At 69.3% G+C, this 23,799-nt stretch carries 21 protein-coding genes and 2 tRNA genes; 16 read left to right on the forward strand and 7 right to left on the reverse strand.

What is annotated here, in order from left to right; genetic code table 11:
* The first annotated feature begins 1 nt into the window (after position 1).
* From ACEVFP_RS02730 to ACEVFP_RS02775, 10 genes are all read left to right on the forward strand, one after another.
* Positions 2–1,264, forward strand: coding sequence for an MlaD family protein (locus ACEVFP_RS02730; RefSeq protein ID WP_375001812.1), 1,263 nt, complete (start codon positions 2–4; stop codon positions 1,262–1,264).
* On the forward strand, positions 1,264–2,574 hold the full coding sequence (locus ACEVFP_RS02735) for an MlaD family protein (protein ID WP_375001813.1): 1,311 nt from the start codon (positions 1,264–1,266) through the stop codon (positions 2,572–2,574). Before ACEVFP_RS02730 ends, ACEVFP_RS02735 begins: the two co-directional genes overlap by 1 nt.
* Positions 2,571–3,833, forward strand: coding sequence for an MlaD family protein (locus ACEVFP_RS02740; RefSeq protein WP_375001814.1), 1,263 nt, complete (start codon positions 2,571–2,573; stop codon positions 3,831–3,833). The genes ACEVFP_RS02735 and ACEVFP_RS02740 overlap by 4 nt, the downstream gene beginning before the upstream one ends.
* Complete coding sequence (locus ACEVFP_RS02745) at positions 3,830–5,125, forward strand: MlaD family protein (protein ID WP_375001815.1); 1,296 nt, start codon at positions 3,830–3,832, stop codon at positions 5,123–5,125. The genes ACEVFP_RS02740 and ACEVFP_RS02745 overlap by 4 nt, the downstream gene beginning before the upstream one ends.
* An 80-nt stretch (positions 5,126–5,205) precedes the next feature.
* Positions 5,206–7,449 (forward strand): RND transporter, encoded by a 2,244-nt coding sequence (locus tag ACEVFP_RS02750; protein WP_375001816.1) that lies wholly within the window; start codon positions 5,206–5,208, stop codon positions 7,447–7,449.
* Complete coding sequence (locus tag ACEVFP_RS02755) at positions 7,446–8,510, forward strand: peptidyl-prolyl cis-trans isomerase (RefSeq protein ID WP_375001817.1); 1,065 nt, start codon at positions 7,446–7,448, stop codon at positions 8,508–8,510. Before ACEVFP_RS02750 ends, ACEVFP_RS02755 begins: the two co-directional genes overlap by 4 nt.
* Positions 8,510–8,728, forward strand: a complete 219-nt coding sequence (locus ACEVFP_RS02760; RefSeq protein ID WP_375001818.1) for a hypothetical protein — start codon at positions 8,510–8,512, stop codon at positions 8,726–8,728. Before ACEVFP_RS02755 ends, ACEVFP_RS02760 begins: the two co-directional genes overlap by 1 nt.
* 418 nt (positions 8,729–9,146) lie before the next feature.
* Positions 9,147–10,931 (forward strand): DUF3556 domain-containing protein, encoded by a 1,785-nt coding sequence (locus ACEVFP_RS02765; RefSeq protein ID WP_375001819.1) that lies wholly within the window; start codon positions 9,147–9,149, stop codon positions 10,929–10,931.
* Positions 10,928–11,386 carry a hypothetical protein gene (locus tag ACEVFP_RS02770; RefSeq protein ID WP_375001820.1) on the forward strand — a complete coding sequence of 153 codons (459 nt, stop codon included), beginning with the start codon at positions 10,928–10,930 and terminating at the stop codon, positions 11,384–11,386. The genes ACEVFP_RS02765 and ACEVFP_RS02770 overlap by 4 nt, the downstream gene beginning before the upstream one ends.
* Positions 11,377–12,675 carry a PucR family transcriptional regulator gene (locus ACEVFP_RS02775; RefSeq protein ID WP_375001821.1) on the forward strand — a complete coding sequence of 433 codons (1,299 nt, stop codon included), beginning with the start codon at positions 11,377–11,379 and terminating at the stop codon, positions 12,673–12,675. Before ACEVFP_RS02770 ends, ACEVFP_RS02775 begins: the two co-directional genes overlap by 10 nt.
* Here ACEVFP_RS02775 and ACEVFP_RS02780 read toward each other — a convergent pair.
* The 5 genes from ACEVFP_RS02780 to ACEVFP_RS02800 all read right to left on the reverse strand — a co-directional run bounded on the left by ACEVFP_RS02780 (position 12,660) and on the right by ACEVFP_RS02800 (position 16,488).
* Positions 12,660–13,850, reverse strand: a complete 1,191-nt coding sequence (locus ACEVFP_RS02780) for a lipid-transfer protein (RefSeq protein WP_375001822.1) — start codon at positions 13,848–13,850, stop codon at positions 12,660–12,662. The genes ACEVFP_RS02775 and ACEVFP_RS02780 overlap by 16 nt on opposite strands.
* Before the next feature lie 160 nt (positions 13,851–14,010).
* A tRNA-Phe gene (locus ACEVFP_RS02785) sits at positions 14,011–14,084 on the reverse strand.
* 506 nt (positions 14,085–14,590) lie between these two features.
* Positions 14,591–15,895: a DUF2786 domain-containing protein gene (locus ACEVFP_RS02790; protein WP_375001823.1), complete on the reverse strand. Its 1,305-nt coding sequence runs from the start codon at positions 15,893–15,895 to the stop codon at positions 14,591–14,593.
* A 119-nt stretch (positions 15,896–16,014) separates the two neighbouring features.
* Positions 16,015–16,088: transfer RNA gene (locus ACEVFP_RS02795), tRNA-Asp, on the reverse strand.
* 85 nt (positions 16,089–16,173) lie between these two features.
* The gene (locus ACEVFP_RS02800; RefSeq protein ID WP_375001824.1) at positions 16,174–16,488 is read right to left on the reverse strand and encodes a hypothetical protein; all 315 of its coding nucleotides are present in this window, start codon (positions 16,486–16,488) and stop codon (positions 16,174–16,176) included.
* A 152-nt stretch (positions 16,489–16,640) separates the two neighbouring features.
* On the opposite strand from ACEVFP_RS02800, the gene ACEVFP_RS02805 reads away from it, so the two are divergent.
* From ACEVFP_RS02805 to ACEVFP_RS02830, 6 genes are read left to right on the forward strand one after another with little or no spacing between them, the layout of a single operon-like run.
* The gene (locus ACEVFP_RS02805; RefSeq protein WP_375001825.1) at positions 16,641–17,186 is read left to right on the forward strand and encodes a hypothetical protein; all 546 of its coding nucleotides are present in this window, start codon (positions 16,641–16,643) and stop codon (positions 17,184–17,186) included.
* Positions 17,183–17,662, forward strand: coding sequence for a rhodanese-like domain-containing protein (locus tag ACEVFP_RS02810; RefSeq protein ID WP_375001826.1), 480 nt, complete (start codon positions 17,183–17,185; stop codon positions 17,660–17,662). Before ACEVFP_RS02805 ends, ACEVFP_RS02810 begins: the two co-directional genes overlap by 4 nt.
* Positions 17,659–18,501 carry an ABC transporter ATP-binding protein gene (locus ACEVFP_RS02815; protein WP_375001827.1) on the forward strand — a complete coding sequence of 281 codons (843 nt, stop codon included), beginning with the start codon at positions 17,659–17,661 and terminating at the stop codon, positions 18,499–18,501. Before ACEVFP_RS02810 ends, ACEVFP_RS02815 begins: the two co-directional genes overlap by 4 nt.
* A complete protein-coding gene (locus ACEVFP_RS02820; RefSeq protein ID WP_375001828.1) occupies positions 18,498–19,217 on the forward strand; it encodes an ABC transporter permease in 720 nt (239 codons plus the stop codon). Before ACEVFP_RS02815 ends, ACEVFP_RS02820 begins: the two co-directional genes overlap by 4 nt.
* Entirely contained in the window at positions 19,214–19,918 is a 705-nt protein-coding gene (locus ACEVFP_RS02825) for an ABC transporter permease (protein WP_375001829.1), read from the forward strand. The genes ACEVFP_RS02820 and ACEVFP_RS02825 overlap by 4 nt, the downstream gene beginning before the upstream one ends.
* 7 nt (positions 19,919–19,925) lie before the next feature.
* Complete coding sequence (locus ACEVFP_RS02830; RefSeq protein ID WP_375001830.1) at positions 19,926–20,834, forward strand: ABC transporter substrate-binding protein; 909 nt, start codon at positions 19,926–19,928, stop codon at positions 20,832–20,834.
* Positions 20,835–20,884: 50 nt separating this feature from the next.
* On the opposite strand, the gene ACEVFP_RS02835 is transcribed toward ACEVFP_RS02830, so the two are convergent.
* Both ACEVFP_RS02835 and ACEVFP_RS02840 read right to left on the reverse strand, forming a co-directional pair.
* On the reverse strand, positions 20,885–21,466 hold the full coding sequence (locus tag ACEVFP_RS02835; protein WP_375001831.1) for a TetR/AcrR family transcriptional regulator: 582 nt from the start codon (positions 21,464–21,466) through the stop codon (positions 20,885–20,887).
* Between the two features lie 38 nt (positions 21,467–21,504).
* Entirely contained in the window at positions 21,505–23,664 is a 2,160-nt protein-coding gene (locus ACEVFP_RS02840) for an MMPL family transporter (protein ID WP_375001832.1), read from the reverse strand.
* Between the last annotated feature and the right edge of the window lie 135 nt (positions 23,665–23,799).

The following is a 23,799-nucleotide window of genomic DNA, read 5'->3' on the forward strand; positions in this document are numbered from 1 at the left end:
CATGAGCACCCACAGCAACACTCCGCTCATCGCCGGCGCGGTCATCATGATCCTGTTCGGGGTCGCCGTGCTCTTCGGGCTCAACGCCACCCAGGGCAACCCGTTGGCCGAGCGAAAGGAGGTCACGGTGGCCTTCGACGACCTCAGCGGACTCAACCGTGGCGACGACGTGCGCATCGCCAGCAAGCGGGTCGGCCACGTGTCGGAGCTGCGCATCGATGACGGCACTGCGGTGGCCGTCCTGAAGCTTGACGACCCGTCGACCCAGCTCTACGAGAACGCGCAGGCGGCACGGATCTCCGACCGCTCGGCCCTCGGACAGAAGTACGTGAACCTCGATCCCGGGTCCCCGGAGACCGGAGCGCTCCGCGACGACAGCACGATCCCCGCCACGCAGACCACCAAGTCAGAAGACGTCAACGAGCTCTTCGACACCCTGGATCCCCGCACTCGCGAGGCCAGCTCCACCGCGCTGAAGAACCTGGGTGGAGGCCTGATCGGACACGAGGCCGACCTCAACGACGCGGTGTCCGCAGCGCCCGGGATCCTCGACAACCTGGCCACCGTCTCACGCACGCTGGCCGAGGACGACGGGGCTTCCCTGGTCGCGATGCTCGAGTCGGCCGATGCGCTCAGCTCACGCCTCACGGGGCGCCACGAGGAGATCGCGGACCTGACGCGCCAGCTCGGGACATCGATGGACGCCCTCGGGGTCGACGAGGGCGAGCCGCTCGAGGCCAGCCTGGTCAGGGGACCGGAGACGCTGGACGACGCCACGGCTGCGCTCACCTCGCTCAACACGCCGCTCGCGGACACCCGGTCGGCCGTGACCACGCTTCGTCCGGGCGCCTCTGCACTGGGCGACTCGGTGCCCGACGTGCGCGGTGTCCTGCGGGAGGGGATCAAGCCGCTGCGCCGCGTCCCCGACGTCGCTGAGAAGGCAGAGCCCGCTGTCGAGGATCTGACGTCCCTGACCGACGATGCACGGCCGTTGGCCACCCAGCTGGTCAAGACCGGTGACGGCGCCGCACCTCCGGTCTCGGTCTTCGGTCAGTACGCCGACGAGATCGCCAACTACTTCACGCAGGCCGGTGACGCCCTCTCGCACGGTGACGATGCGGGGCACTGGCTGAGGATCATGCTCCTTCCGGGCGTGGAGTCGGCGGTCGGCCTCGAGGTGCCGGGAACGACCCAGAGGGATCCCTATCCCGCACCGGGACAGGCGGCCAAGAACAAGTCCGCCGCGAACGGAGGCAACCGCTGATGTCTGCCGGAACACGACGTACCCGCCGCCCCCAGCTCTCCAGCCTCAACCTCGGACTGGCCTTCGTCCTGATCTCGCTCCTGGCGGCTGTCGCACTGTTCGAGAAGCAGGCCATCCTCACCACCCTCCGGAGCGGTGAGACGATCACCGTCCAGTTCGACGAGGCGCACCGTCTGCGCGACGCCGTCTCCGAGGCCAAGATCGCCGGCGTCGGGATCGGCGTCGTCAAGGACGTCCGTCAGGACGACGACGGACTCACCGAGGTGCGCCTCAAGGTCGATCGGGAGTCTCTCGATGCGATGGGCACGACACCGTCAGCGGCCATCCGACCGACCACGCTGCTCGGTGGCAACTACTACGTCGAGATCAAGCCGGGCGGCCGGCGAGGCACCTTCTCCGGCACCATCCCGACCCAGCGCACCCAGCTGCCCGTCGAGATGGACGCTGTCGCGGCGGCCCTGCCCGAGGATGCCCGTCAAGGCGTCCGCAGCTCTGTCAGCGACCTCGACGGGGCCCTCGACGCAGAGGGCTCGCGTGCCCTTCGCGACCTGGTGACCGAAGCGCCGGACACCCTCGAGCCCATGGCAGGTGCGCTCGACGCCCTGCAGGGGACCCGGCCGGACAGCGACCTGCGGACCGCGGTGGACGGGCTGGAGTCGACCTCACGCATCCTGTCGGCCAAGCAGGGACAGCTCGACGGGATCGTCAAGGACCTGGGACGCGTGTCGGCCGTGCTGTCCACCCGTCGCGACGACATGGCCACGGCCACGGCTCGTCTTCCCGGCACCTTGGATGACGCCGACACCATGCTGACCAGCCTCGACGGCACCTTGGACCAGCTGCACGAGACGGCCGGCCCGGCCAGGCCCGCCGTGCAGGAGCTCGACGAGGTGCTCGAGGACCTCGACCCCGTGGTCGAGAAGGCGCGTCCGGTCGTCACCGACCTCAAGGGCGTCCTCGAGGACGCCCGCCCCGCGGTCGAGGACCTGGTGCCCACCAGCCGGAACCTGACGGGGACGTTCGACGACCTCGACGGCGCCGTCCTCGACCGGGTGAACGGTCCGATCATGTCGACGGTCCTGTCGCCGTGGCACGGAGAGGGCCGCTACGAGGGCGGAGGTGCCGACCGCCCGTTCTACCAGGAGCTGGCCTACATGGCCTCCAACCTCGCCCAGGCGAACCTGGCCGATGAGAACGGGTCCGCGGTCAGCTTCTTCCCGGGCGTCGGCGCCGGATCCGTGGCGGGCCTGCCGGTCAGCCTGGAGCAGTTCTTCCAACAGATCGCCTCACCGAACGGAGCACAGCGATGACCGCCCGCTCGAGACTGCGCACAGCATGGCAGCGGACCCGCAGCGAGCCCGGGCTCGGCCGGAACCTCACCGCCATCGCCGGCCTGGTGCTCATCGGCTCGATCGTCGCGACCTACTTCCTGTCCAACCAGCGGTTCAACCCACCGTGGGAGGACAAGCAGTCGATCTATGCGACCTTCGCCGAGGCACCGGCCGTCAGTCCGGGCAACGGCCAGGAGGTCAGGATCGCGGGCGTGAGCGTCGGTGACATCCGCTCGGCCAAGGTGTCCGAGGACGGTCGCGCCGTGCTGAAGCTGCGGATCGACTCACACCACGAGGTCTACGACAACGCCAAGGTCACCCTGCGGCCGAAGAGTCCGCTCAACGACATGTACGTCGAGCTCAACCCGGGGTCCCCGTCCGGGCAGAAGCTGGACGACGGCGACACGCTGCCGGTCGCCAACTCGGTGTCCCCGGTCCAGGTCGACGAGGTGCTGGGCCACCTCGACGACAATGCCCAGGCCGCCGTCACCACGCTGCTGTCCGAGGCAGACGTGGCTTTGACCAACGCCCCGGACAAGCTGCCGGACGGCCTGACCATGAGCACGGAGGTCATGGCTGACCTGGAGCCGGTCGTGAAGCAGCTCGATGCCCGCCGAGAGAAGTTGTCGCGGCTCGCGACGGCGCTGGCCGACATCTCCTCGGCGACCGGCAGCAACGACGAGCGGCTGACCCGTCTGGCCTCCTCGCTGCAGAAGGTGCTCGGCACGGTGGCCGACCGGGGAGAGTCCCTGGACCAGTCCTTGGAGGAGCTGCCCGAGTTCGCCGATGAGCTGCGACGAGCCTCCAAGAGCGTGTCGCACCTGATCGGACAGCTCGACCCGACGCTGGAGAACGTGCTCGATGCGAGCGAGGAGCTGCCCGACGCCCTGTCCCGCTTCGGTGACTCCGTCGACGAGCTCGACTCCTTCCTCGACGACGCACGACCCGTGGTCAAGGGCGCCGAGCCCGTCGTGGCAGACCTGCGGCCCGCCGCGTCGGACCTCAAGAAGATCACCGGAGACCTGCGGCCCATCACCCAACAGCTGGAGCCGCTCACCGACGGCCTGGTCCCCTACCTGGACGACCTGTCGGCCTTCGTCTACAACACCAACTCCGTCGCGAGCCTGAGGGATGCGAACCGAGGCATCCTGCGGGGCCAGTTCGCGGTCTCGCCGGAGTCCGTGCCGCTGGGACTGGATCCAGAAGCGGCCGAGAACAGTCGAGAGGGCGGGTCATGAGAATCTCCCACACCCTGATCCCCACGCTCCGGGCCGCGACGGTGGCAGGCTTCGTCGCGCTCTGCGCCCTGATCCTCGGGTTCCTCTGGTTGAACGCCGGCGGCCGGATCCCGCTGATCTCCGACGAGGGGTACCGCGTCGACGTGACACTGCCCGACGTCGACAACCTGGCGTTCCAGTCGGACGTACGGATGGCCGGGGTCGACGTCGGCAAGATTGAGAGCATCGAGACCCACGGTCGCGAGGCGCGGGTGACGCTCGAGCTCGAACCGTCGGTGGCCCCGTTGCACGAGGGAGCCACGATCACGGTGCGGAACAAGACCATGATCGAGGAGACCTACCTGGAGGTCGTCGACGGGGACGGCTCCGAGATCACGGCGGGCACAAAGCTGCCCGACGACGCCGGCACGACGAGCGTCCAGCTCAACGACGTCCTGACCAGCCTCGATGAGTCCACGCGGGACAGCCTCTCCCAGGTGCTGCGCTCCAGCGGCGCCGCGACGTCGGGGACCAAGGAGGACGTCGACGCCACGCTCCACGGGCTGGGCGACCTCGGGCGAGACGGTGGTGTCGCGCTCGAGGCCCTCGCCGACCAGTCCGATGCGCTCTCGGAGCTGACCAGGAACTCCACGGTGGTGCTGTCGGCTCTTGACACCCAGGAGGGCAGGATCGCCCAGCTGGCCCAGGACGCTGACCTCCTGACGCGGACGATCGCCGACAACTCCGATGACGTCGAGTCGCTCATGCGCTCGCTGCCCGGCCTCCTGGACACCACGAGGGAGGCCAGCGCCGGGCTGAGCCGGTTGTCCGATCCTCTGGGGAGGGTCGCGAGCAACCTCGACGAGGGGTCGGAGGATCTCTCCGCAGCCCTTCTGGAGCTGCCGGACACGGCGTCCGACCTGCGTGGGCTGCTTCCCGCCCTGGACTCGACCCTGCAACGAGCCCCGTCGACGCTGACGCGGGTCGACGGCTTCACCGACGAGGCCGAGCCTGTGGTCAACACGCTCCAGACGAACCTCGCCGACCTCAACCCCATGCTGGCCTACCTGAAGCCGTACGGGCCCGACGTGGTGTCCTACCTGACCAACTTCACGCAGTTCGCCAGCGGCAGCGACGTGAACGGCAACGTGGCGAGGGTCAAGCCGGTCTTCAACGCGAACTCACTCAACCTGCCGGTCCCCTTGACCCCGTTGACGATGTTCAACCCGTACCCGGCCGCCGGGACAGCCATGGACCCGCAGCCGTTCAGTGGCACGTACCCACGAGTGGAACGGGACTCCATACCCCGATGAGAGCGTTGGCCTCACGACTGAGAGTTCGTTCCCCAGCAACACCCCGGCGGCGGACTCTCGTCACGATCGGAGCCGGCCTGGTGCTGGCCGCCGTCATCGTCGGCGGCCTCGCCCGGGTCGACGTCGAGACGGGTGTCGACGCATTCGTCCCGCCGGGGGATGAGACTGCCGAAGCGACCGATCAGGTGGCCGCGTCGTTCGGAGGCGACCCCGTCGTGGTGCTGCTGGAGTCCGAGGAGCCGTATCACCTGCTGTCCGGCGACCAGCTGCCGGAGCTGCTCCGTCTGGAGGGGAGGCTGGCCGGGCTGCGCGACGTCGCAACGCTGTACGGGCCCGCGACCGTGCTCAACCAGATCGCCGGTCAGGCACAGTCGCTGCTGGCCGAGCTCTCCGGCTACCGGGACGGGCTGCGGGCGAAGGCCGAGAAGGATGCCAGCGAGGCGGGCCGGTCCAAGGGCGCGGCGGCCGAGGCGGCCCGTGGAGCCACGGCCGACTTCGACGAGCGATACTCACAGCTGCTCGCGCAGGGCCTTCCGGGTGGGCTGCCGACCTTGAGCAACGAGAAGTTCGCCCGGACGGTGATCTTCAACGACGACGGTGAGCCTCGACCGCAGTGGGACTTCGTGGTCCCGTCGGAGAACTCGGTGGCCATCCTCGTGAGACCCGAGAGCGAGCTGCGGCAGGACGCGGTGGAGACCCTCGTCGGCGAGGTCGAGGACGTGGTGGCCGAGGCCGACCTGGAGACCAGCCGGGTCACGGTCTCCGGTGTTCCGAGCATCGTGGCCGCGCTCGGTCAGCAGGTGCGACACGAGGTGCCGCTGCTGGGTGGGGTCGCCCTGCTCGGCGTCGGTGCATGGTTCCTGGGGACGAGCTGGACCAGACGGCGGGTGCGTCTGCTGCCCCTCGCCGCGACGCTGGCCGGCACCGGCGTCGCCCTCGCGATCGCGGGATGGGCCTCGATCCCGGTCTCGCTGGGGGTGGTGGCCTTCCTGCCGGTGCTGCTGGGGGTGGGCAGCGACTTCATGATCTATCTGCACCGCTCGGTGGAGCGACGGACCGTCGTGGTGGCTGCGCTCGCGACGGCCGCCAGCTTCGCGGCTCTCGCCGTGGCGCCCATCCCCGCCGTGCGGGACCTGGGTCTCACGCTGGCCTTCGGGATCCTGATGACCCTCCTGGTCAGTCTGGCGATCGACCGGTGGTCCGGTCTCGCGCACTCACCGCCCGTCGTCCGGCCCCCGTCCGGCGGGCCGACGCCCGGCACGTCCAGGAGCGCCGCGTCGCCGATGGTCCGGGCCGCCGCCGGGGTGGGAGCCGCGGCCGTGGCCCTCGGCGGCTGGCTGAGCCTGCCCGGCCTCGACGTCTCGGCGGACTTCCAGTCCCTGGCCTCGGAGCTGCCCGCCTTCGAGGACGCGAAGCACGTCGAGGACGTCATCGGTTCCTCCGGCGAGGTGGTCGTCGCGGTGTCGGGACAGGACACGATGACCCAGGAGTCACTGGCATGGATGAGCGAGGCCCGGACCGCCCTGACCGTCGCCCACGGTGACGAGCTGCGATCCATCCTGTCCCCTGACGCGCTGCTCGGGTTCCTGGGAGATGCCCCGACGGCTGACCAGGTGCAGGCCGCCACGCGGCTGCTGCCGCAGTACCTCTCGACCAGCGTGACCCGATCGGACCACCAGCTCTCGATCCTGGAGTTCGGAGTGCGGCTCGACGACGCCCGCGAGCTGCAGGGCCTGCGCTCCAGCATGCTGGAGGTGCTGCCACCGACCCCGGACGGGATCGAGGCGCAGGTCACCGGTCTGCCGATGGTCGCGGTCTCCGCGTACGAGGCGCTCTCGTCGGACCGGTACCTCACGGCCGGGCTGGGCATCATCGCGGCCGGCGCGGTGCTCCTGCTCGGGCTGCGGCGTCGCACTGACGCCGTGCGTGCGGTGTTCGCTGCCTTCCTGGCCACCGGTTTCGTCCTGCTCGGGATCGCTGCCATGGGGATCGGCCTGAACCCGCTGACCGCTGCGGTGGGCTCGCTCGCCGCGGCCGTGGCGTGCGAGTTCACCGTCGTGCTGGCCGAGGCGCGCCGACGCCACGACGTCCTCCTGCTGCGCTCGGTCGCCCTGGCGGCAGCCGCCTCGGCCACCGGCTACGCGGTCCTCGCGTTGTCGAACCTGCGCATCATCGGTGACTTCGGGCTGGTGCTCGCGGTCACGGTCGGGGCGTCGATCCTCGCAGCGTGGATCGTGTCGCGGCTGAGTGAACGACGGGTCGACGTCATCGGAGCCGTCGCGGAACCGACCGTCAGCAAGGAACCTGTGGGGGCTGGGCGATGAACGTCTCGACGGTGATCGGTGACCTCAGGGCCGCCGGCGTGCGACGGTGGCTGCCGTGGTTGCTCGGCGCCCTGGTCGTCGCGCTCGTGACCGCGGCGGTGCTCACGCGCTGGGGACCCCTGGGCCCGGGAGTGCCGTCCGGTGCTGCGGTGGTGGTCGACGGGGACACGGTGACGACCAAGCAGCTCGACCGGCGGATGGACACGCTCCGAGCGCTCTACGGAGTGGTGAGACCGACGGGGTCGAAGGAGCTCGACGGGTTCCGCCGTGATGCCGCCAAGTCGGTCGCCGTCAGTGCCGTGCTGGATGCCAGCATGTCTCGTCGGGGCATCGAGGTGTCGGACAAGCGGGCCCGCGACGAGCTCGACCAGTTCGTGGAGCGGCAGTTCGGCGACGGCGGGCGCGCGGCGTTCGTGGAGTCCCTGGGCAACGTCGGAACGTCCGAGGAGAGCGTCCTGGAGGAGATCCGCCGACAGGTCGGTCTGGGGATGCTCATCGAGGAGGTCGTCGGTGACGTGAGCGTCGGTGACGAGGAGCTCGAGCGCGAGTTCGAGTCGCGCAAGGACGAGCTGGCGACGCCTGAGCGCCGGACGGTCGCCAACATCGTCGTCGCCGACAAGGCAGCGGCCGAGGATGCGATGGCGCGTCTACGCAAGGGGGAGACGGTGTCCGAGGTGGCAGCCGACGTCAGCATGGATGCACGGACGAAGGACGACGGTGGCGCCCTCGGCGAGATCGAGGAGACTGATCTCGAGCCGGCGGTCTCCGAGGCAGTGTTCGCGGTGGACGAGGGACAGCTCTACGGTCCCGTCGAGGGCCGGTACGGCTGGAACCTGGGCAAGGTCTCCACGGTGAAGAAGCCGGTGCCCGCGGACTTCGACCGCGATGGCGAGGCATTCCGCCAGACCCTCGAGACGGAGCAGGCCACCAGCCGGTGGCGTTCGTGGCTCCAGGACGAGATCGGCTCGGCCGACATCCGCTACGCCGACGACTATCGCCCCGACGATCCGGACGCGCTTCCAGCCATGGGCCAGGACTCCTCCATGGGTGGTGGGCGCTGATGGCCGCGACGCTCGACACGATCATGTGTCTGCTGTTCGGAGTGTTCCTGTTGCTCCTGGGCTGGTGGGGCCGCCGACATCTCGTTGACCTGGTGCCGAGCTCGCTGCCCGACGACGAGCAGGACCATCGCGCGCAGGTCCTGTGGCGGGGGACCTGGGCCGCGCAGGTCGTCGGCGCGTCGTTCCTCGTCGTCGCGCTGCTGGTCTGGACCAGATGAACCAAAGGCAGCATCCGGCGTTTGTGCCCCAGCACGAAGACCCTGCGTAGGGCGCACCGTCGTGCAGTCACGGTCCGGCGCTGCTGCGCCGGCACCGTCGGTGGGGCGGCAGGTGCACGCGGCCGTGGCCCCTCTGGGCTCTCGCGAGACTGCGAGTCCACCAGAACACGGGTTGTTCCGGTGGCACCTGCGACCCCTGAAGCGTCCCGCGCTCGGCTGCCGGACGGTGTGAGCGCGTCGCCGGCTCCCGCGTCACCGGGAGTCCTGGTGGTGCAGGCGTGCCGTCCTCGCTTTGACAGATCGCACAAATGCCGCCGGGTGGTTTGCGCGTCTCACTATGGTCCAGGTCACATCGATGTCCCTACCGTCGAGACGTCCTCCCATCCGCTGGCACCGCCGCTGACATGAAGGAACGACCATGGGACTTGTCGCACCGGACCTGCCGCCGCAGGACCTGCAGACCTGGAACGAACGCCCGTACCTGGAGCGGATGCGCCTGCTCGGCCAGCACTGGGCCGAGTACGGCTTTGGGACCCCTCGCGCGATCCACATCATGTACGGCTTCAAGATCGTCGCCTACGCGTTCCTCGGCCTGTGGTTCATCTCCATGACTCCAGGCCTGGGCGGCATGTCCGACCTCGGATCGTGGTGGAGTGAGCCCATCGTCCTGCAGAAGGCGGTCATCTGGACGATGCTGTGGGAGATCCTCGGACTCGGCGCCTCCTCGGGCCCGCTGGCCTTCCGCTTCCTGCCGCCCATCGGCGGAGTCCTGTTCTGGCTCCGCCCCGGGACCATCCGACTGGCGCCCTGGCCGGCGAAGGTCCCGGGCACGTCCGGGGCGGTGCGTTCGCCCTTGGACGTCCTGCTCTACGTCGGCATCCTCGCCACCGAGATCTATCTGCTGTCGGCGGCGGGGGAGGGCGGCGACGGTGTGCCGGGCTCGGCCGGACTGCTGCCCATGACGCCCCTCGTCGTCCTGATCGGGCTCCTGGTCGTCGCCGGCCTGCGGGACAAGCTGCTGTTCCTCGCCTCGCGTGGTGAGCAGTACTGGGTCATGGCGATCATGTTCGCGACCTTCCCGTTCGTCGACATGATCATCGGGGTCAAGCTGGTCCTGGTCGCCGTCTGGTGGGGAGCGGCCGCGTCCAAGCTCGGTCATCACTTCACCTTCGTCGTCTCGGCGATGATGAGCAACGCTCCGCTCTTCAAGCCCCGCGCGCTGCGCCGAGCCCTCTACCGCCGCTTCCCCGACGACCTCCGACCGTCGAGGTTCGCGTTCCTCCTGGCACACACCGGCACCGTCATCGAGTTCACCGTGCCCGTCGTCCTGCTGTTCTCGACCAACAGCACCGTGACCGCGCTGGCCATCGGGCTCATGGTGTTCTTCCACTTCTTCATCACCTCCAACTTCCCCCTCGCTGTGCCCCTGGAGTGGAATGTGTTCTACATGTTCGGGGCCTGGTTCCTGTTCTGGAACTTCCCTGCCGGTGAGGGCTTCGGGATCGGGGACTTCTCGTCGGTGCCGGCCCTGGTCGCGCTGGTGGTCGCCCTCGCGTTCTTCCCGGTCCTGGGAAACCTTCGCCCCGACCTGGTCTCGTTCCTGCCGTCGATGCGGTACTACGCCGGCAACTGGGCGGTCTCGATGTGGGCGTTCCGTCGAGGCCCCGAGCCGCAGACCGGTGCTGAGAAGAAGATGGAGGAGAGCGTCACGGCGTCCTCTCCGACGCAGCTCAGCCAGCTCACCACGTTGTACGGGCCGGAGATCGCGGAGATCTTCCTGCAGAAGGCGACGGCCTGGCGGTCGATGCACAGCCACGGGCGGGCCCTGAACACGCTGATGGGTCGTCACCTCGACTCCTATGAGAACTACGACCTGCGTGAAGGAGAGTTCGTCTGCGCGACGCTCACCGGCTGGCAGTTCGGTGACGGTCACCTGCACGACGAGCGACTCCTTGCGGAGGTGCAGCGGCAGACACAGTTCGCTCCCGGGGACTGCATCGCGGTGATGATCGAGTCCGAGCCGATCTTCAACGGCCGTCTGAGGTACCGGGTCGTCGACGCCGCGGCGGGTGAGATCGAGCGAGGCTCGTTCGCCGTCGCCGACCAGCTCGACCGTCAGGGCTGGCTGGACAAGGGCCCCATCCCACTCACGGTCGAGCGGAGCTCGATCGACGACCCAGGAAGCGCGAACGTCTCCACATGAGGTCCGCGATCGTGGCGGGTGCCGGGCCCCACGGCCCGGCCTGCGCCGTGACGCTCGCGCGGGCCAAGGACGCCGTCACGGTGACCGAGAGGGGTGACAGACAGCCGATCTACGCCTACGCTCACGTCCCACGCAGCCACGCCGGGGATGCGACGAAGCTCATCATCAAACAGATCGAATGCTTCGCCCCCGGTATCCGTGACCGGATCAGTGCCACGGCCGTCCGTACCACTGCTGAGAGACGGCCAGGCGCCATCCCAACGAACATCGGAGGGGACATCGTGACCGGAGCCACCATGGGCCGACAGCTCGTCTTTCGCCCGCACGCCACGCTGTGGCCGTACGACACCGCAGTGCCCGGCGTCCATCTCTGCTCGGCCGCCACGCCGACGGGCATTGGGCCTCAGGGCGCCTGTGGCCACCACACGGCAACGCGGGCGCTGGCATGTCTGTGAAGTCCGCAGAGCAGTCCGACACTGACCGGGTCGAGGGGGAAGGACACGCCGAGGAGATCATCCGCGAGGTGCTCACCCGCCGGCGCCACTTCGTCGACACGCTGACCACGTACACCGGTCACGAGATCGCCGAGCTGGTGGCCGACGAGTCGACGGCGCACCTGCTCGGTGCAAGCATCAGTGAGAACACCCTGCTCCTGATCCAGACCCTCTACGAGGGACAGGACCCGGCGACCGTGACCGCGCCGCCGGGTGCGGTGCAGTACGCGCGCAAGCTGGCCCAGAACGACGTGTCCATGGCGTCCCTGATGCGTGCCTACCGGTTCGGCCAGGCGCAGTTCACCGAGATGTGCCTGGGGGTCGCGCAGGAGCTCGGAGATCGGCACGGGATCTCGGTGCTCAGCGACATCGTCAGCAAGGTCGCGATCTTCATCGACCGGATCTGTGACGTCGTCGCTCGTGAGTACGAGCAGGAGCGCGAGCGGTGGGTGCGCAGCCGCAGCGGCATGCGTCAGCACTGGATCAACGAGCTCCTCGCGGGCGACGTCACCGACATCAACCAGGCCGAGGCCGCGCTGGGGTACCCGCTCCACGGGCGTCACCTCGCCGTGGAGCTGTGGGCCGAGGACTCGATCACCCAGGCGGACGGTCTGCAGGCCTTCGACCTCGTCGCGGGCGTCATCGGGAAGTCACTCGGACACCGCTGTCCCAGCATGCTGGTGGCCACGGGGCAGCGGGAGGCCCGCGCCTGGTTCGCGCCGCGCGCGGACGAACGACCGAGTGTCGACGTGGTCGGCCGTTGGCTTCGCGACCAGAGGGTCCCGGTGCGCGTGGCCCTGAGCACGACGCTGTCGGGCATCGAGGGGTTCTGCCGCAGCAGCCGCCAGGCGTCACGGACCAAGGAGCTCGCCGCATCGAACCCCTCCCGCAAGGTGGTCGAGTTCGGCGAGGTCGCGGCGGTCGCCATGCTGCGCGACGACCCTGCCGAGCTGCAGGACTTCGTGCGCCGTGTGCTGGGCGGGCTGGCCGAACCGGGCGAGCGTAACGACGGCCTGCGGGAGACGCTCCTGGTGTTCCTGGAGCTCAGCGGCGATCACACGCTGGCCTCCCAGAGGCTGCACGTACACCGCAACACGGTGCGCTACCGGGTGGAGCAGGCGTTGCAGGCGATCGGCGCGGACTCTCCCAGACACGTCAGCAGCCATGACACGATGCTGGCGCTCAGCATCCTGCGCTGGCGCCAGAACCTGTTCACAGGCCACGGCGGCACGTCTCAAACCTGCTCGTAGAGCGTGACGACACACGCGCTGCCGAGACCGACGTTGTGCTGGAGCGCCAGCCGTGCTCCGTCCACCTGTCGCCCCGCGGCCTGGCCCCGGAGCTGCCAGACGAGCTCGGCGCACTGGGCGAGACCGGTCGCTCCCAGGGGGTGACCCTTGGAGAGCAGGCCGCCCGACGGGTTGGTCACCACGCGTCCGCCGTAGGTGTTCTCGCCTGTCAGGATGAACTTCTCCGACGTGCCCTCAGGTGTGAGCCGCAGAGACTCATAGCTCAGCAGCTCGTTCGCGGTGAAGCAGTCGTGCAGCTCGACGACCGGGATGTCCTGAGGATCGACCCCCGAATCCTCGTACACCGCATCAGCCGCGGCACGGGTGATCCCGTGGCCGACCAGCAGCCGAGGGTCGCCGTCGAAGGACTCTGCGGTGTCGGAGGTCATGGCCTGTGCGCGGATCCGCACCGTGGTGTCGAGATCGTGCTGCCGCGCGAGCTCGTCGCTACACAGCACGGCAGCGGCAGCCCCGCACGTCGGAGGACAGCACTGCAGGCGGGTGAGCGGGCCGTGGATCACCGGGGAGCCGAGCACTTCCTCGACCGTGACCGGATCCGTGAAGACGGCGTACGGGTTGTGCGCCGCATGACGTCGGGACTTGACCGAGATGTGTGCCAGGACGGCGGGATCCGTGCCGTGCTCATCGAGGTGGGCCTGTCCCGCGTTGCCGAAGAACTGAGCTGCCGTGGGTGCGCTCGGGTGGGTGCCCTGGTGCTGGTGGCGCGACTCGTTGAACCGAGCGAGTGCGTCGGGCCGGTCGGTGAAGACCGAGCCCAGAGCACCGGGAGTCATCTGTTCCATGCCCAGGGCGACCACGCAGTCGGCCGCTCCGGAGGCGATGGCCTGCCGGGCCAGCCAGAGTGCGCTGGAGCCGGTGGCACAGTTGTTGTTGACGTTGACGACCGGGATGCCCGTTGGCCCGAGCCCGTAGAGAGCGGCCTGGCCGGAGACCGAGTCGCCATACACGTAGCCGACGAATGCCTGCTCGACCAGGGAGAGGTCGACCCCGGCATCGGCGAGCGCCCGGCGGGTGGCGCGTTCGCCCATGACGTCATAGCTGTCGCTGCGGCCCGGCGTGGTGAACGGCACCATGCCCACGCCGACGACACACACCGGTGCAGAGGTCTTGGTCATTGACTCACCCTGCGTCCCAGGCGTCTCACGGGGAACAGGGCCCGCCGAACTTCGTACGGTGGAACAAGCCCTGGTGCGGGCGTTGTCCGCTGGCACGGCCCAGAGCTCCAACACGGGCCCTGCACCTCCGCTGCGCTCCGAGCAGGGGGTGCCCCAGGCGTGGCCAGGGCCGGGGTCGAACCGGCGACCTTCCGCTTTTCAGGCGGACGCTCGTACCAACTGAGCTACCTGGCCATGCCCGCCGAAACGGGCGACGGCCACCTTATCGCACGGTGACCGATGCCCCGAAACCGGCAGGTGGCCCTCCCACATCGCCTCGAACCACCCTCGCTGCGTCATCGAAGGCGATCCGCGGCAGCCGCTCCTGCCAGGTCCCCGGCCCCGGCCTTGCGACGCCGGCCGGCGCCGGTGAGGAACTCGTGGGTCCGCAGCGTCCCGGTCGAAACCGGCCATCGGTCCGGCCGCCAGGTCGACGGCACCCCACACCGATGATGAAGTAGCCGATCTGCAAGGCGGCATTGATCTCACCCTCGGGAGTGCTCCGGCAGGGGGTCATGGAACGTGTGTCGGATGCCAGGATCGCGACGAGCGGCGCCGCCCGCATCTTGGCCGTGTTGGTGCCGGCCATGTGCTCGACCAGATGCCCGCGTGCTTCGTCGCGCTGCACCAGAGCACCAGCCGCAGGGCTGGTTGTTCATGGCCGTGGGTCCGAACCGGACGACGTCGTGCCCGGCCAACCATCACCGCGCTCGTGACAGTGACTGCCGCTGGTGCAGGCGCGCGCGTTCGGCGGCCGCGCGGCCCTGCAGGTCGGAGTGCGGATCGGCCACCTGCTTGCCTGCACGCCAGGTTCGGGAGATCCCGTGCTGGTTCTTCATGTGGTCGAAGTAGTCGTCGAGCTCGACATCCTTGGCGATCAGCGCGACTGCCTTGGACTCACGCACCTCGCCCCGTGCGTCGAGTGTCTGCTCCAGCACGCCCGCACCGACCTGTGCGGCGCGCTGAGCCTCGGCCAGTCGCTGCCCGATCCTGGTGGTCCAGCCCTGGTAGAACGCCGCGCGTGCCGTGCGGCCGTGAACAGGTCGGTGCGCGCCGGACCTGATGTAGGCATCGGCATCGGCCACCATCTGCACCACGAGCGAGACGTACAGCGTCTTGGTGACGTCGATGTCATCGGTGAACCCGTAGAGGGTGACGCCGGTGTTGTCCGCATTGATGCTGCACCGCAGGTCGTTGGCATGCGCGATCTGCAGCATGAGCTCGACGAAGCGCACGTTGGAGTGCTGTCCGCGGTGCCCCAGCCGGACCGGCTCGAAGGTGGGAAGGCGCTCCTCGGAGCCCTCCGCGTGGGCGGCACGCGCGACGGCCAGCTCGATGGAGTGCGTCGTGGCGAGCTCCTGGGCCTTGGCGAAGAAGGTCTCCCGCTCGGCCTCGGTCGAGGCACCCTCGGCGTGGCGCAGCAGCTTGCCGACCTTGGCGAGCATCCCGTCGTCGGCGCTCCGGCGGCGATCCAGCCCCACCTGGCCGTAGGCCTCCTGCAGCATGGCGGAGATCTCGGTCCAGCCGACGTCCTGCAGCAGCTGCACGAGCGTGGCCCGAAACCCTGCGCCGTGCACGTCGATGATGGCGCCCTCGAGGCCGGTGTTGAGATGGTGCGCCAGCTCGTGCAGGACGACGAGCCCGCGCAAGGCCCACGCCCCGCCGCGCTCACGCTCCGGCAGCAGGATGACGTCGTTGCGGTAGGTGGCCTTGGTCCACCCGGGAAACGGCAGGACCTGCACGGAGCGCTTCTCGCGTCCCCGGTAGCTGGATCCGAACTGTCGACTTTGGCTCCGCAGACGTTCCAGGACGCGTTCGACGAAGCCCGTCACCTCTGACGGCCGGGAGAAGTGTGGTTCGGTCTCGGGGTGGTAGGTCCGCGTGTGGCGCCGGCCAGCGCGCTCGAGGCTCACCCGGACCTCCCCGGTCTCGGGGGAGACGGCATCGAGCCACTGCGTGAGCATGTGCTCGGCCGCGTAGGTGGTGTTCTGGTCCGGATCGTCCACGAACCCCACGCTGCCAGATGGCAGTGACAGTGCCGTCGTCCACGACGGTCAGCAGCATGACCGCCCCGAGACGACAGAAGCCCGTGCCTTGCGGCACGGGCTTCAGCGTCGTTCTCCAGCGACCCCGACGGGACTCGAACCCGCGACCTCCGCCGTGACAGGGCGGCGCGCTAACCAACTGCGCCACGGGGCCCGGGCGCTCGCGACTCCGCAGAACCGCGACCGCAACTGTAGCCCATGCGTGGCGCCCGGACCAAAACGGGGTCAGCCCCGGACGCTCAGGCGTGACGCGCGTCGCGCAGGGGGCTCTCGAGGGGGTCGAGGCCTTCTGCCGCAGGCCCTCCTCGCAGGTCGTCCCACCCCGCCGAGGCGTCCAGGCCTCCGGTGTCCTCACGCAACGGCCCGGGGGTGTCGGCGACGTCGCCCCCGACGTTCTCCGCAGCCGGTGCAGCCCCCTCGGTCGAGGCCGTGGGCGACGTCGGGACCGAGTGCAGCGGGACGGAGGGCACGTCGGGACCCTGGGCGTCAGGACGCCGTCGCTTGAACCAGACGTAGGCGGCGATCACCGCGACCAGCACTCCGATGAGGCGCATGGCACTCTCCTTGTCCCCGGGCCGCCCCCCGTGGGCGGCGATCCGCTCACCATAACGCGACCAGATCCATAACCCACGCACAGCGGCACGGGCGGACCGTCCGCCTCGTGGGACACCCACCACGGCACGGAGGCACGGCGTTCCATGGAGTCATGAGCATCACCTGGGAGTCCACGAACCCCGTGCCGCTCGCCGACCTCGTGGAGCGCACGGCAGCGGTCGCCGCCGACGTGCGCGCCGGGCTGTACGACGTGCGTGCCGACGCCGACGAACGCTGGCACGTCAGGTTGTACCGCGACGACTGCGTGGACCTGTGGCTCATCAGCTGGACCACCGAGCAGGGCACCCAGCTGCACGACCACGGCGGCTCCGGCGGCGCGTTCACCGTGGTGACCGGGACGCTGCAGGAGTCCGTGTGGGCCTCCGGTTCGCGTCGGCTCGTGGACAATGACCGCAACGCCGGGGACACCATCGGCTTCGGTGAGCACTACGTGCACGATGTCCGCAACGTCCACGAGCAGACGGCCGTGAGCGTCCACGCCTACTCGCCGCCGCTGGACCAGATGAACTTCTACGACGTCGAGCGCGACGAGGCGGGACGGCGGCACCTCACCCGCATCGCTCACCTGTGGACCGACGACCCCGAGGCCGAGCTCCCCGACGATGTCGTGCCGCGTGAGCAGCGGAGTGCGTCATGACGTTCATCGGGTACGAGCGCTTCCGCGGCGTCGATGACTTCCTCGCCGCCGCCCGGTCACGGATCGGCCGCCTCAGCCCGATCGAGGCCGCCGAGCAGGTGCGGCGCGGTGCGATCGTCGTCGACATCCGGCCAGCCTGGCAGCGTGAGGTCGACGGCGAGGTACCCGGTTCTGTCATCGTCGAGCGTAATCATTTGGAGTGGCGTCTGCACCCCGACTCCGGGGCATCCCTGCCGCAGGCCGGCGCCGGTCAGGAGTGGATCGTGTTGTGCACCGAGGGCTACACGTCGTCGCTCGCAGCGGCCTCCCTGGTCTCGATCGGAGTGCGGGCCGTCGACGTCGACGGAGGCATCCGGGCATGGCGACGCGCCGGGCTTCCGATTGCCGAAGGCCCCTCGGCCGTGGAGACTGTCGTGCAGCCGTACCGACCCAGACCCCACGGACCCGCGCCGGCGGCGTGGCGAGGAGCCTCATGATCGAGTACCGATCCGTCGCCAAGACCTTCCCCGACGGGACTCAGGCCGTCGCCGACTTCGACCTCACGATCGACTCGCACACCACCACCGTCTTCGTCGGCTCGTCCGGCTGCGGCAAGACGACCTTGCTGCGCATGGTCAACCGCATGGTCGAGCCGACGGCGGGGCAGGTGCTCATCGACGACGAGGACGTGGCCACGCGCGAGCGCGTCGAGCTGCGGCGCAGCATCGGCTACGTCATGCAGCACGCCGGCCTGCTGCCGCACCGCAAGGTCATCGACAACGTCGCCACCGTGCTGCGGCTCACTGGCACCGGGCGCACGCAGGCTCACGAGCGCGCGCTGCAGGTGCTGCGCACCGTCGGTCTGGACGAGGTGCACGCCGGCAAGTACCCCGGTCAGCTCTCCGGTGGTCAGCAGCAGCGCGTGGGCGTGGCGCGCGGGCTCGCCGCCGACCCCAACATCCTGCTGATGGACGAACCGTTCGGCGCCGTCGACCCGATCGTGCGCGACGAGCTGCAGGCCGAGCTCCTGCGCCTGCAGCGCGAGCTCGGCAAGACCATCGTCTTCGTCACCCACGACATCGACGAGGCGTTCCTGCTCGGTGACCAGGTGGTCATCCTCAAGGAGGGCGGTGAGGTGGCCCAGGTGGGCCGGCCCACCGACATCCTCGCCGGACCCGCCGACGACTTCGTGCGCAGCTTCGTCGGGCTGGACAAGGGCAGCCGAGAGCTGCGTCTGCAGGAACGGGACGGCCGCACCGTCGTGCTCGACGCCGCCGGCAAGGCCACGGGTGTCCTCGCCGAGGATGCCGCGGTGGAGGGGGCGAGCCCCCGGTGACCTGGGCCTGGGACAACCGGGCTGTCGTGCTGGACCTGTTCTGGCAGCACGCCTGGCTGAGCCTCGTCCCGATCGTCGTCGGGTTCGTGCTGGCGGTGCCGGTCGGCTGGTTCGCGAGCCGTCATCCACGACTGCGTGGCGTCCTGCTCAGCGGCGGCAGCATCCTCTACACCATCCCGTCGCTGCCACTGTTCGTGCTGCTGCCCGGCATCATCGGCACCGGTTTCCTCGACCCGCTCAACGTCGTCATCGCCCTGAGCCTCTACGCCTTCGCGATCATGGTCCGCACCGCTGCGGACGCCTTCACCGCCGTCTCACCGGCCGTGCTCGACGCCGCGACGGCCACGGGGTACTCCTCGCCACAGCGCGGGTTCTTCGTCGAGCTGCCACTCGCCGGTCCGGTGCTCCTCGCCGGGGTGCGGGTGGTCAGCGTCAGCACGATCAGCCTGGTGACCGTGGGTGCGCTGATCGGTGTCAGCAACCTCGGCTCGTTGTTCACCAGCGGCTACCGGCGCGACTTCACCACCGAGATCCTGGTCGGGCTGGTCGCCATCGTGATCCTCGCGCTCGCGATCGACGGCCTGCTCGTGCTCCTGGGACGGGTGCTCATGCCGTGGTCGGCCGCGACGTCTGGCAACGCGACGCCGAGGACGCGGCGACGTCGCGCCGCGCGCAGCCCTGAGCTCGCCGTCGCTGACACCGGTGGTGGCCGATGAGCGTCCTGACTGACACGGCCGACTGGCTGCTCGAGGCCGACCACTGGTCCGGGGCAGGGGGCATCCCGACGCGGGTGGCCGAGCACGTCGGCTACACGGGCCTGACCCTGCTCGGCGCCGCGGCCGTCGCCGTCCCCCTGGGTCTGTACATCGGCCACACCGGCCGGTTCCGCAGTGCCGCGATCAGCATCACCGGTGCTCTGCGCGCCCTGCCGACCCTCGGCGTCCTCACCTGGTTCACGCTGCTGGTGGGCATCGGCCTGACCGCCCCGGTCCTGGCGCTCGTGCTGCTCGCGATCCCACCGCTGCTGGCCGGTGTCTACTCCGGCATCGAGTCCGCTGACCCGCAGACGGTCGACGCTGCCCGTGCCCAGGGGATGACGGAGTGGCAGATCCTGCGGTCGGTCGAGGTCCCGATCGGCCTGCCGCTCATCATCGGCGGCCTGCGCAACGCCACCCTGCAGGTCGTGGCCACCGCAACCGTCGCCGCCTACGTCAGTCTCGGCGGCCTGGGACGGTACATCTTCGACGGTCAGGCGGTCCGTGACTACCCGCAGATGGCGGCCGGGTCGATCGTCGTGGTCGCGCTCGCCCTCGTGCTGGACGGGCTGTTCGCTGTCGCGCAGAACACCGCCCAGCGCGCCGCTCGGCCGGGCCACTCCACCTCCCCTTCAGCTCGACGCACCCTCACCACCACCTAGGAGAGTCATGACCCTCACGAAGCACCACCGCATGGTCCGCACCGTCGCCGGTGCCGCCGTCGCTGCCCTCGCGCTGACCGCCTGCGGAGGTGACCCGACCGAGAGTGACTCCGGCTCGATCACCGTCGGGTCAGCGGCCTTCAACGAGAACGAGATCATCGCCGAGATCTACGCCCAGGCGCTGGAGGCCGAAGGTGTGGAGGTCGAGCGCCAGATGCAGATCGGTGCCCGCGAGGCGTACATCCCCGCTCTGGAGAACGGCGAGATCGACCTCATCCCCGAGTACACCGGCAACCTCCTGCTGCACTTCGACCCCGAGTCCGAGGCCGCGACGCCGCAGGAGGTCGACGAGGCGTTGGACGCGGCGCTCCCCGAGGCCTTGGAGACGCTCGAGGAGGCTCCCGCGGAGAACAAGGACTCCTACAACGTCACCCGCGAGCTCGCCGAGACCGAGGGCCTGACGACGATCGGCGACCTCGCCAAGATTGACGGGCTCAAGGTCGGCGGCAACCCGGAGTTCGAGACGCGTTCCTACGGCATCCCGGGCCTGACCGGCATCTACGGCGTCGACGACCCGCAGTTCGTGTCGATCAGTGACAGCGGCGGTCCGGCCACCGTCAAGGCCCTCGTGGACGGTGACGTCGACGTCGCCAACATCTACTCCACGACGCCGGCGATCGTCGCCAACGACCTGGTGACGCTCGAGGACCCGGAGAACATGATCGCGGCGCAGAACGTCGTGCCGCTCATCAACGAGGACAAGGCCACCGACGAGGTCGAGGACGTGCTTGAGCGGACCTCCGAGGCGCTGACCACCGAGGACCTACTGGCTCTCAACGACCGTGTCGACGGCGACGAGAAGGCAGCCACCGCCACCGTGGCCAAGGAGTGGCTGGAGGAGAAGGACCTGATCTAGAGCGTCGACGATGATCTGCCGATCAGCCGTCGGAGCCGACGGGACCAGCCTCAGAGGCTGATCCCGTCGGCCAAGAAGTCCAACGCTTCGTCCACCGTCGTGTAGATGTCCTGACCTTGGCTCATGGCGCGCCAGTACGCCATCAGAGCGACACCGGCGAGGGCGCCCACCCAGTACTGCACCTGCGGGTCGTCCGCCTCGCGGCCGGTGCGCTGGGCGATGGCCTCGATGAACTGTGGGAGGTCCTCCTCGACCTTCTGCGCCGCAGCCGCCCTGAGCTCGGGAACCTGGGCCATCAGGGTCGCGCGGGTGGCCTCCAGGGTTGCCGCGTCGGTGTCCAGTCCGTCGACGACCGCGCGGAGCGCGGCCCTGACGGCCTCCAGCGGTGTGAGCTCCTCCGGTTGGGCGAGGATCGCGTCGATCACGATGGGGTCGACCCGGTCGTAGAGCACGGTGTCCGGCTTGCTCGGGAAGTAGCGAAAGAGCGTGCTGGGGGAGACGTCAGCGACAGCGGCCACCTGTTCCAGGGTGGTCTGTGCGTAGCCCTGCTCCCGGTAGAGGTGCAGCGCCGCGTCCTGGATGGCGTCGCGCGTGCGCCGCTTCTTCCGCTCCCTCAGTCCGCCGTTGCTCATGGCCTCATCCTAGGGACGCCGCCGTCGACACGGGCGGCTCACACGGTCACCTCCAACCGGTGCCGCAGCTTCTCGCCCTCGACGTCGAGGTCGGGAAGGACCCGGTCCAGCCAGCGGGGGAGCCACCACGCCCTGTCGCCCACGAGCTGCAGGACGGCGGGGACCACGGTCATCCTGACCACGAAGGCGTCGACGGCGACGGCAGCCGCCAGGCCCAGGCCGACCTGGACGATGTCGCTGGCGTCTCCGAGGACGAACCCGCCGAAGACGCTGACCATGATGATGGCCGCGGCTGCCACCACGCGCGCGCCGTGCTCGAAGCCGGCACGGATGGCCTCGGTGGCGGGGGCGCCGTGCACGTACTCCTCCCGCATGCGCGTGACCAGGAAGACCTCGTAGTCCATGGCCAGGCCGAAGACCACGCCGACGATGAAGATCGGCAGGATGCTGATCACCACGCCGGTCTCCTGGACGCCGAGCCACTCGAACCAGCCCCACTGGAACGCGGCCACGAGCACCCCGAAGGTGGCGCCAAGGCTCAGCAGGAAGCCGGCGGCGGCCTTCACCGGGATGACGATCGAGCGGAACACGGTCATCAGCAGCAGGAAGGAGAGACCGATCACGACCAGCAGGTAGATCCACAGCGCCTCGCTCATCCGGTCACTGAAGTCGATCAACATCGCCGCGGTCCCGGTGACGGCAGTGCGGGCGCCGGCCTGCTCGGCGACGTCGCTGACTTCGCTGCGCAGCAGCTCCACCAGTGCCTCGGTCTCCTCGCTGTCCGGCCCGCTCTCCGGGATCACCGGGATGATCGCGGCGTCGCCTGCGGGACTGAGCTCCGGCGGGGCAGCGGTGGCGACGCCCTGGGTCGCCCCCAGTGCGTCGTGGACGGCCTGCACCGACTGCTCGGGATCGTCGCTCCCGGCCAGGTCGACGGCCACCAGCAGTGGACCGTTGAAGCCGGGCCCGAAGCCCTCGGAGATCGCGTCGTAGGCCTGGCGCTGGGTGGTGTGGTCAGGGTAGGTCCCCTGGTCGGGGATGCCGAAGCGCAAGTCCAGGGCCGGAAGGGCCAGCAGGCCGACGCCGACGAGTGCGACCAGCAGCGCGGAGGCGGGGCGGCGAGTGATCAGTGACGCCCACCGCCGTGCGGGAGAGATCCTTCCCTCCGACCCCTCGTCGAGTCGACGACGGGCACGACGCCCCAGGACTCGTGGTCCGGCGAAGCCCAGTAGTGCTGGCAGCAGGGTCAGTGCCACCAGGACGGCGACGGCGACAGTCAGTGCAGCAGCGAGCCCCATCTCGGTCAGCAACCCGACGCCGACCACGGCCAGGCCTGAGAGGGCGATCATGACCGTGAGGCCGGCGAAGACGACGGCGGAGCCGGCCGTGCCTATCGCGCGTCCCACCGCCTCTTGTGGGTCGTGGCCCTCGATCAGCTCGTTCTGGTAGCGGGAGACGATGAACAGCGCGTAGTCGATGCCCACCGCCAGTCCGAGCATGAGTGCGAGGATCGGGGTGGTTGGTCCGAGATCCAGGAACCCGGTGGCCGCGACGATCCCGAGCAGTCCGACTCCGACCCCGGTGACCCCGGTGATCAGAGGCATCCCTGCTGCTGTCAGCGAGCCCAGGGTGATCAGCAGGACGACGGCGGCGACCAGGAGTCCGACGAGCTCCTTGCTCACGTCAGGCATCAGCTCCATGACCTCACCGCCGGCCTCCACGAGCAGGTCATCGGTGCCGGCGGCATCGACCACGTCGAGGAGCTCTTGGCGGCTGGCGTCCTCCACTGCCTCGAAGGAGACTTCGTAGGTGACCTGAGCGATGGCGATCCGCTGGTCCTCGGAGACCAGTCCGGTATCGAGCGGGCTCTCCACGGTGGCGACCTCTGCGGCACGAGAGGCCGCGCTGATCGTCTCGGCCATGCGCTGCTGGTGCTCGGGGTCGGTGATCGCTCCGTCCTCGGCGATGAACACGATCTGCGCGGTCCCACCGGTGAGATCTGCTCCGGAGAATCGTTCCTGCAGCAGGTCGAACGCCTCTTGGGACTCGGTGCCGGGGAGGCTGAACGACGTGGCCGACGGTGAGGCGAGTGTTGCGGCCCCGACGCCGAGCAGGACCAGCAGCCCCACCCAGACCAAGGTCACCAGGCGTCGGGCGCGGTAGCTGAAGCGGCCGAGGCGGTACAGGAACGTCGACATGCAGAACCTTCCAGATCTGACAGTAACTCGTTGTTGAGTGTGACTCTGAAATGAGAGTAACTCTCAAAATGATCCAGGGCAAGGGACTGGGTCAGTCTGGGAAGACGTGCACGCCGCGAGGCACAGCCCTCACTC

Origin of the sequence: Aeromicrobium sp. CTD01-1L150 (assembly GCF_041951745.1) — a bacterium.
In the GTDB taxonomy this organism is placed as follows: Bacteria; Actinomycetota; Actinomycetes; order Propionibacteriales; family Nocardioidaceae; genus Aeromicrobium.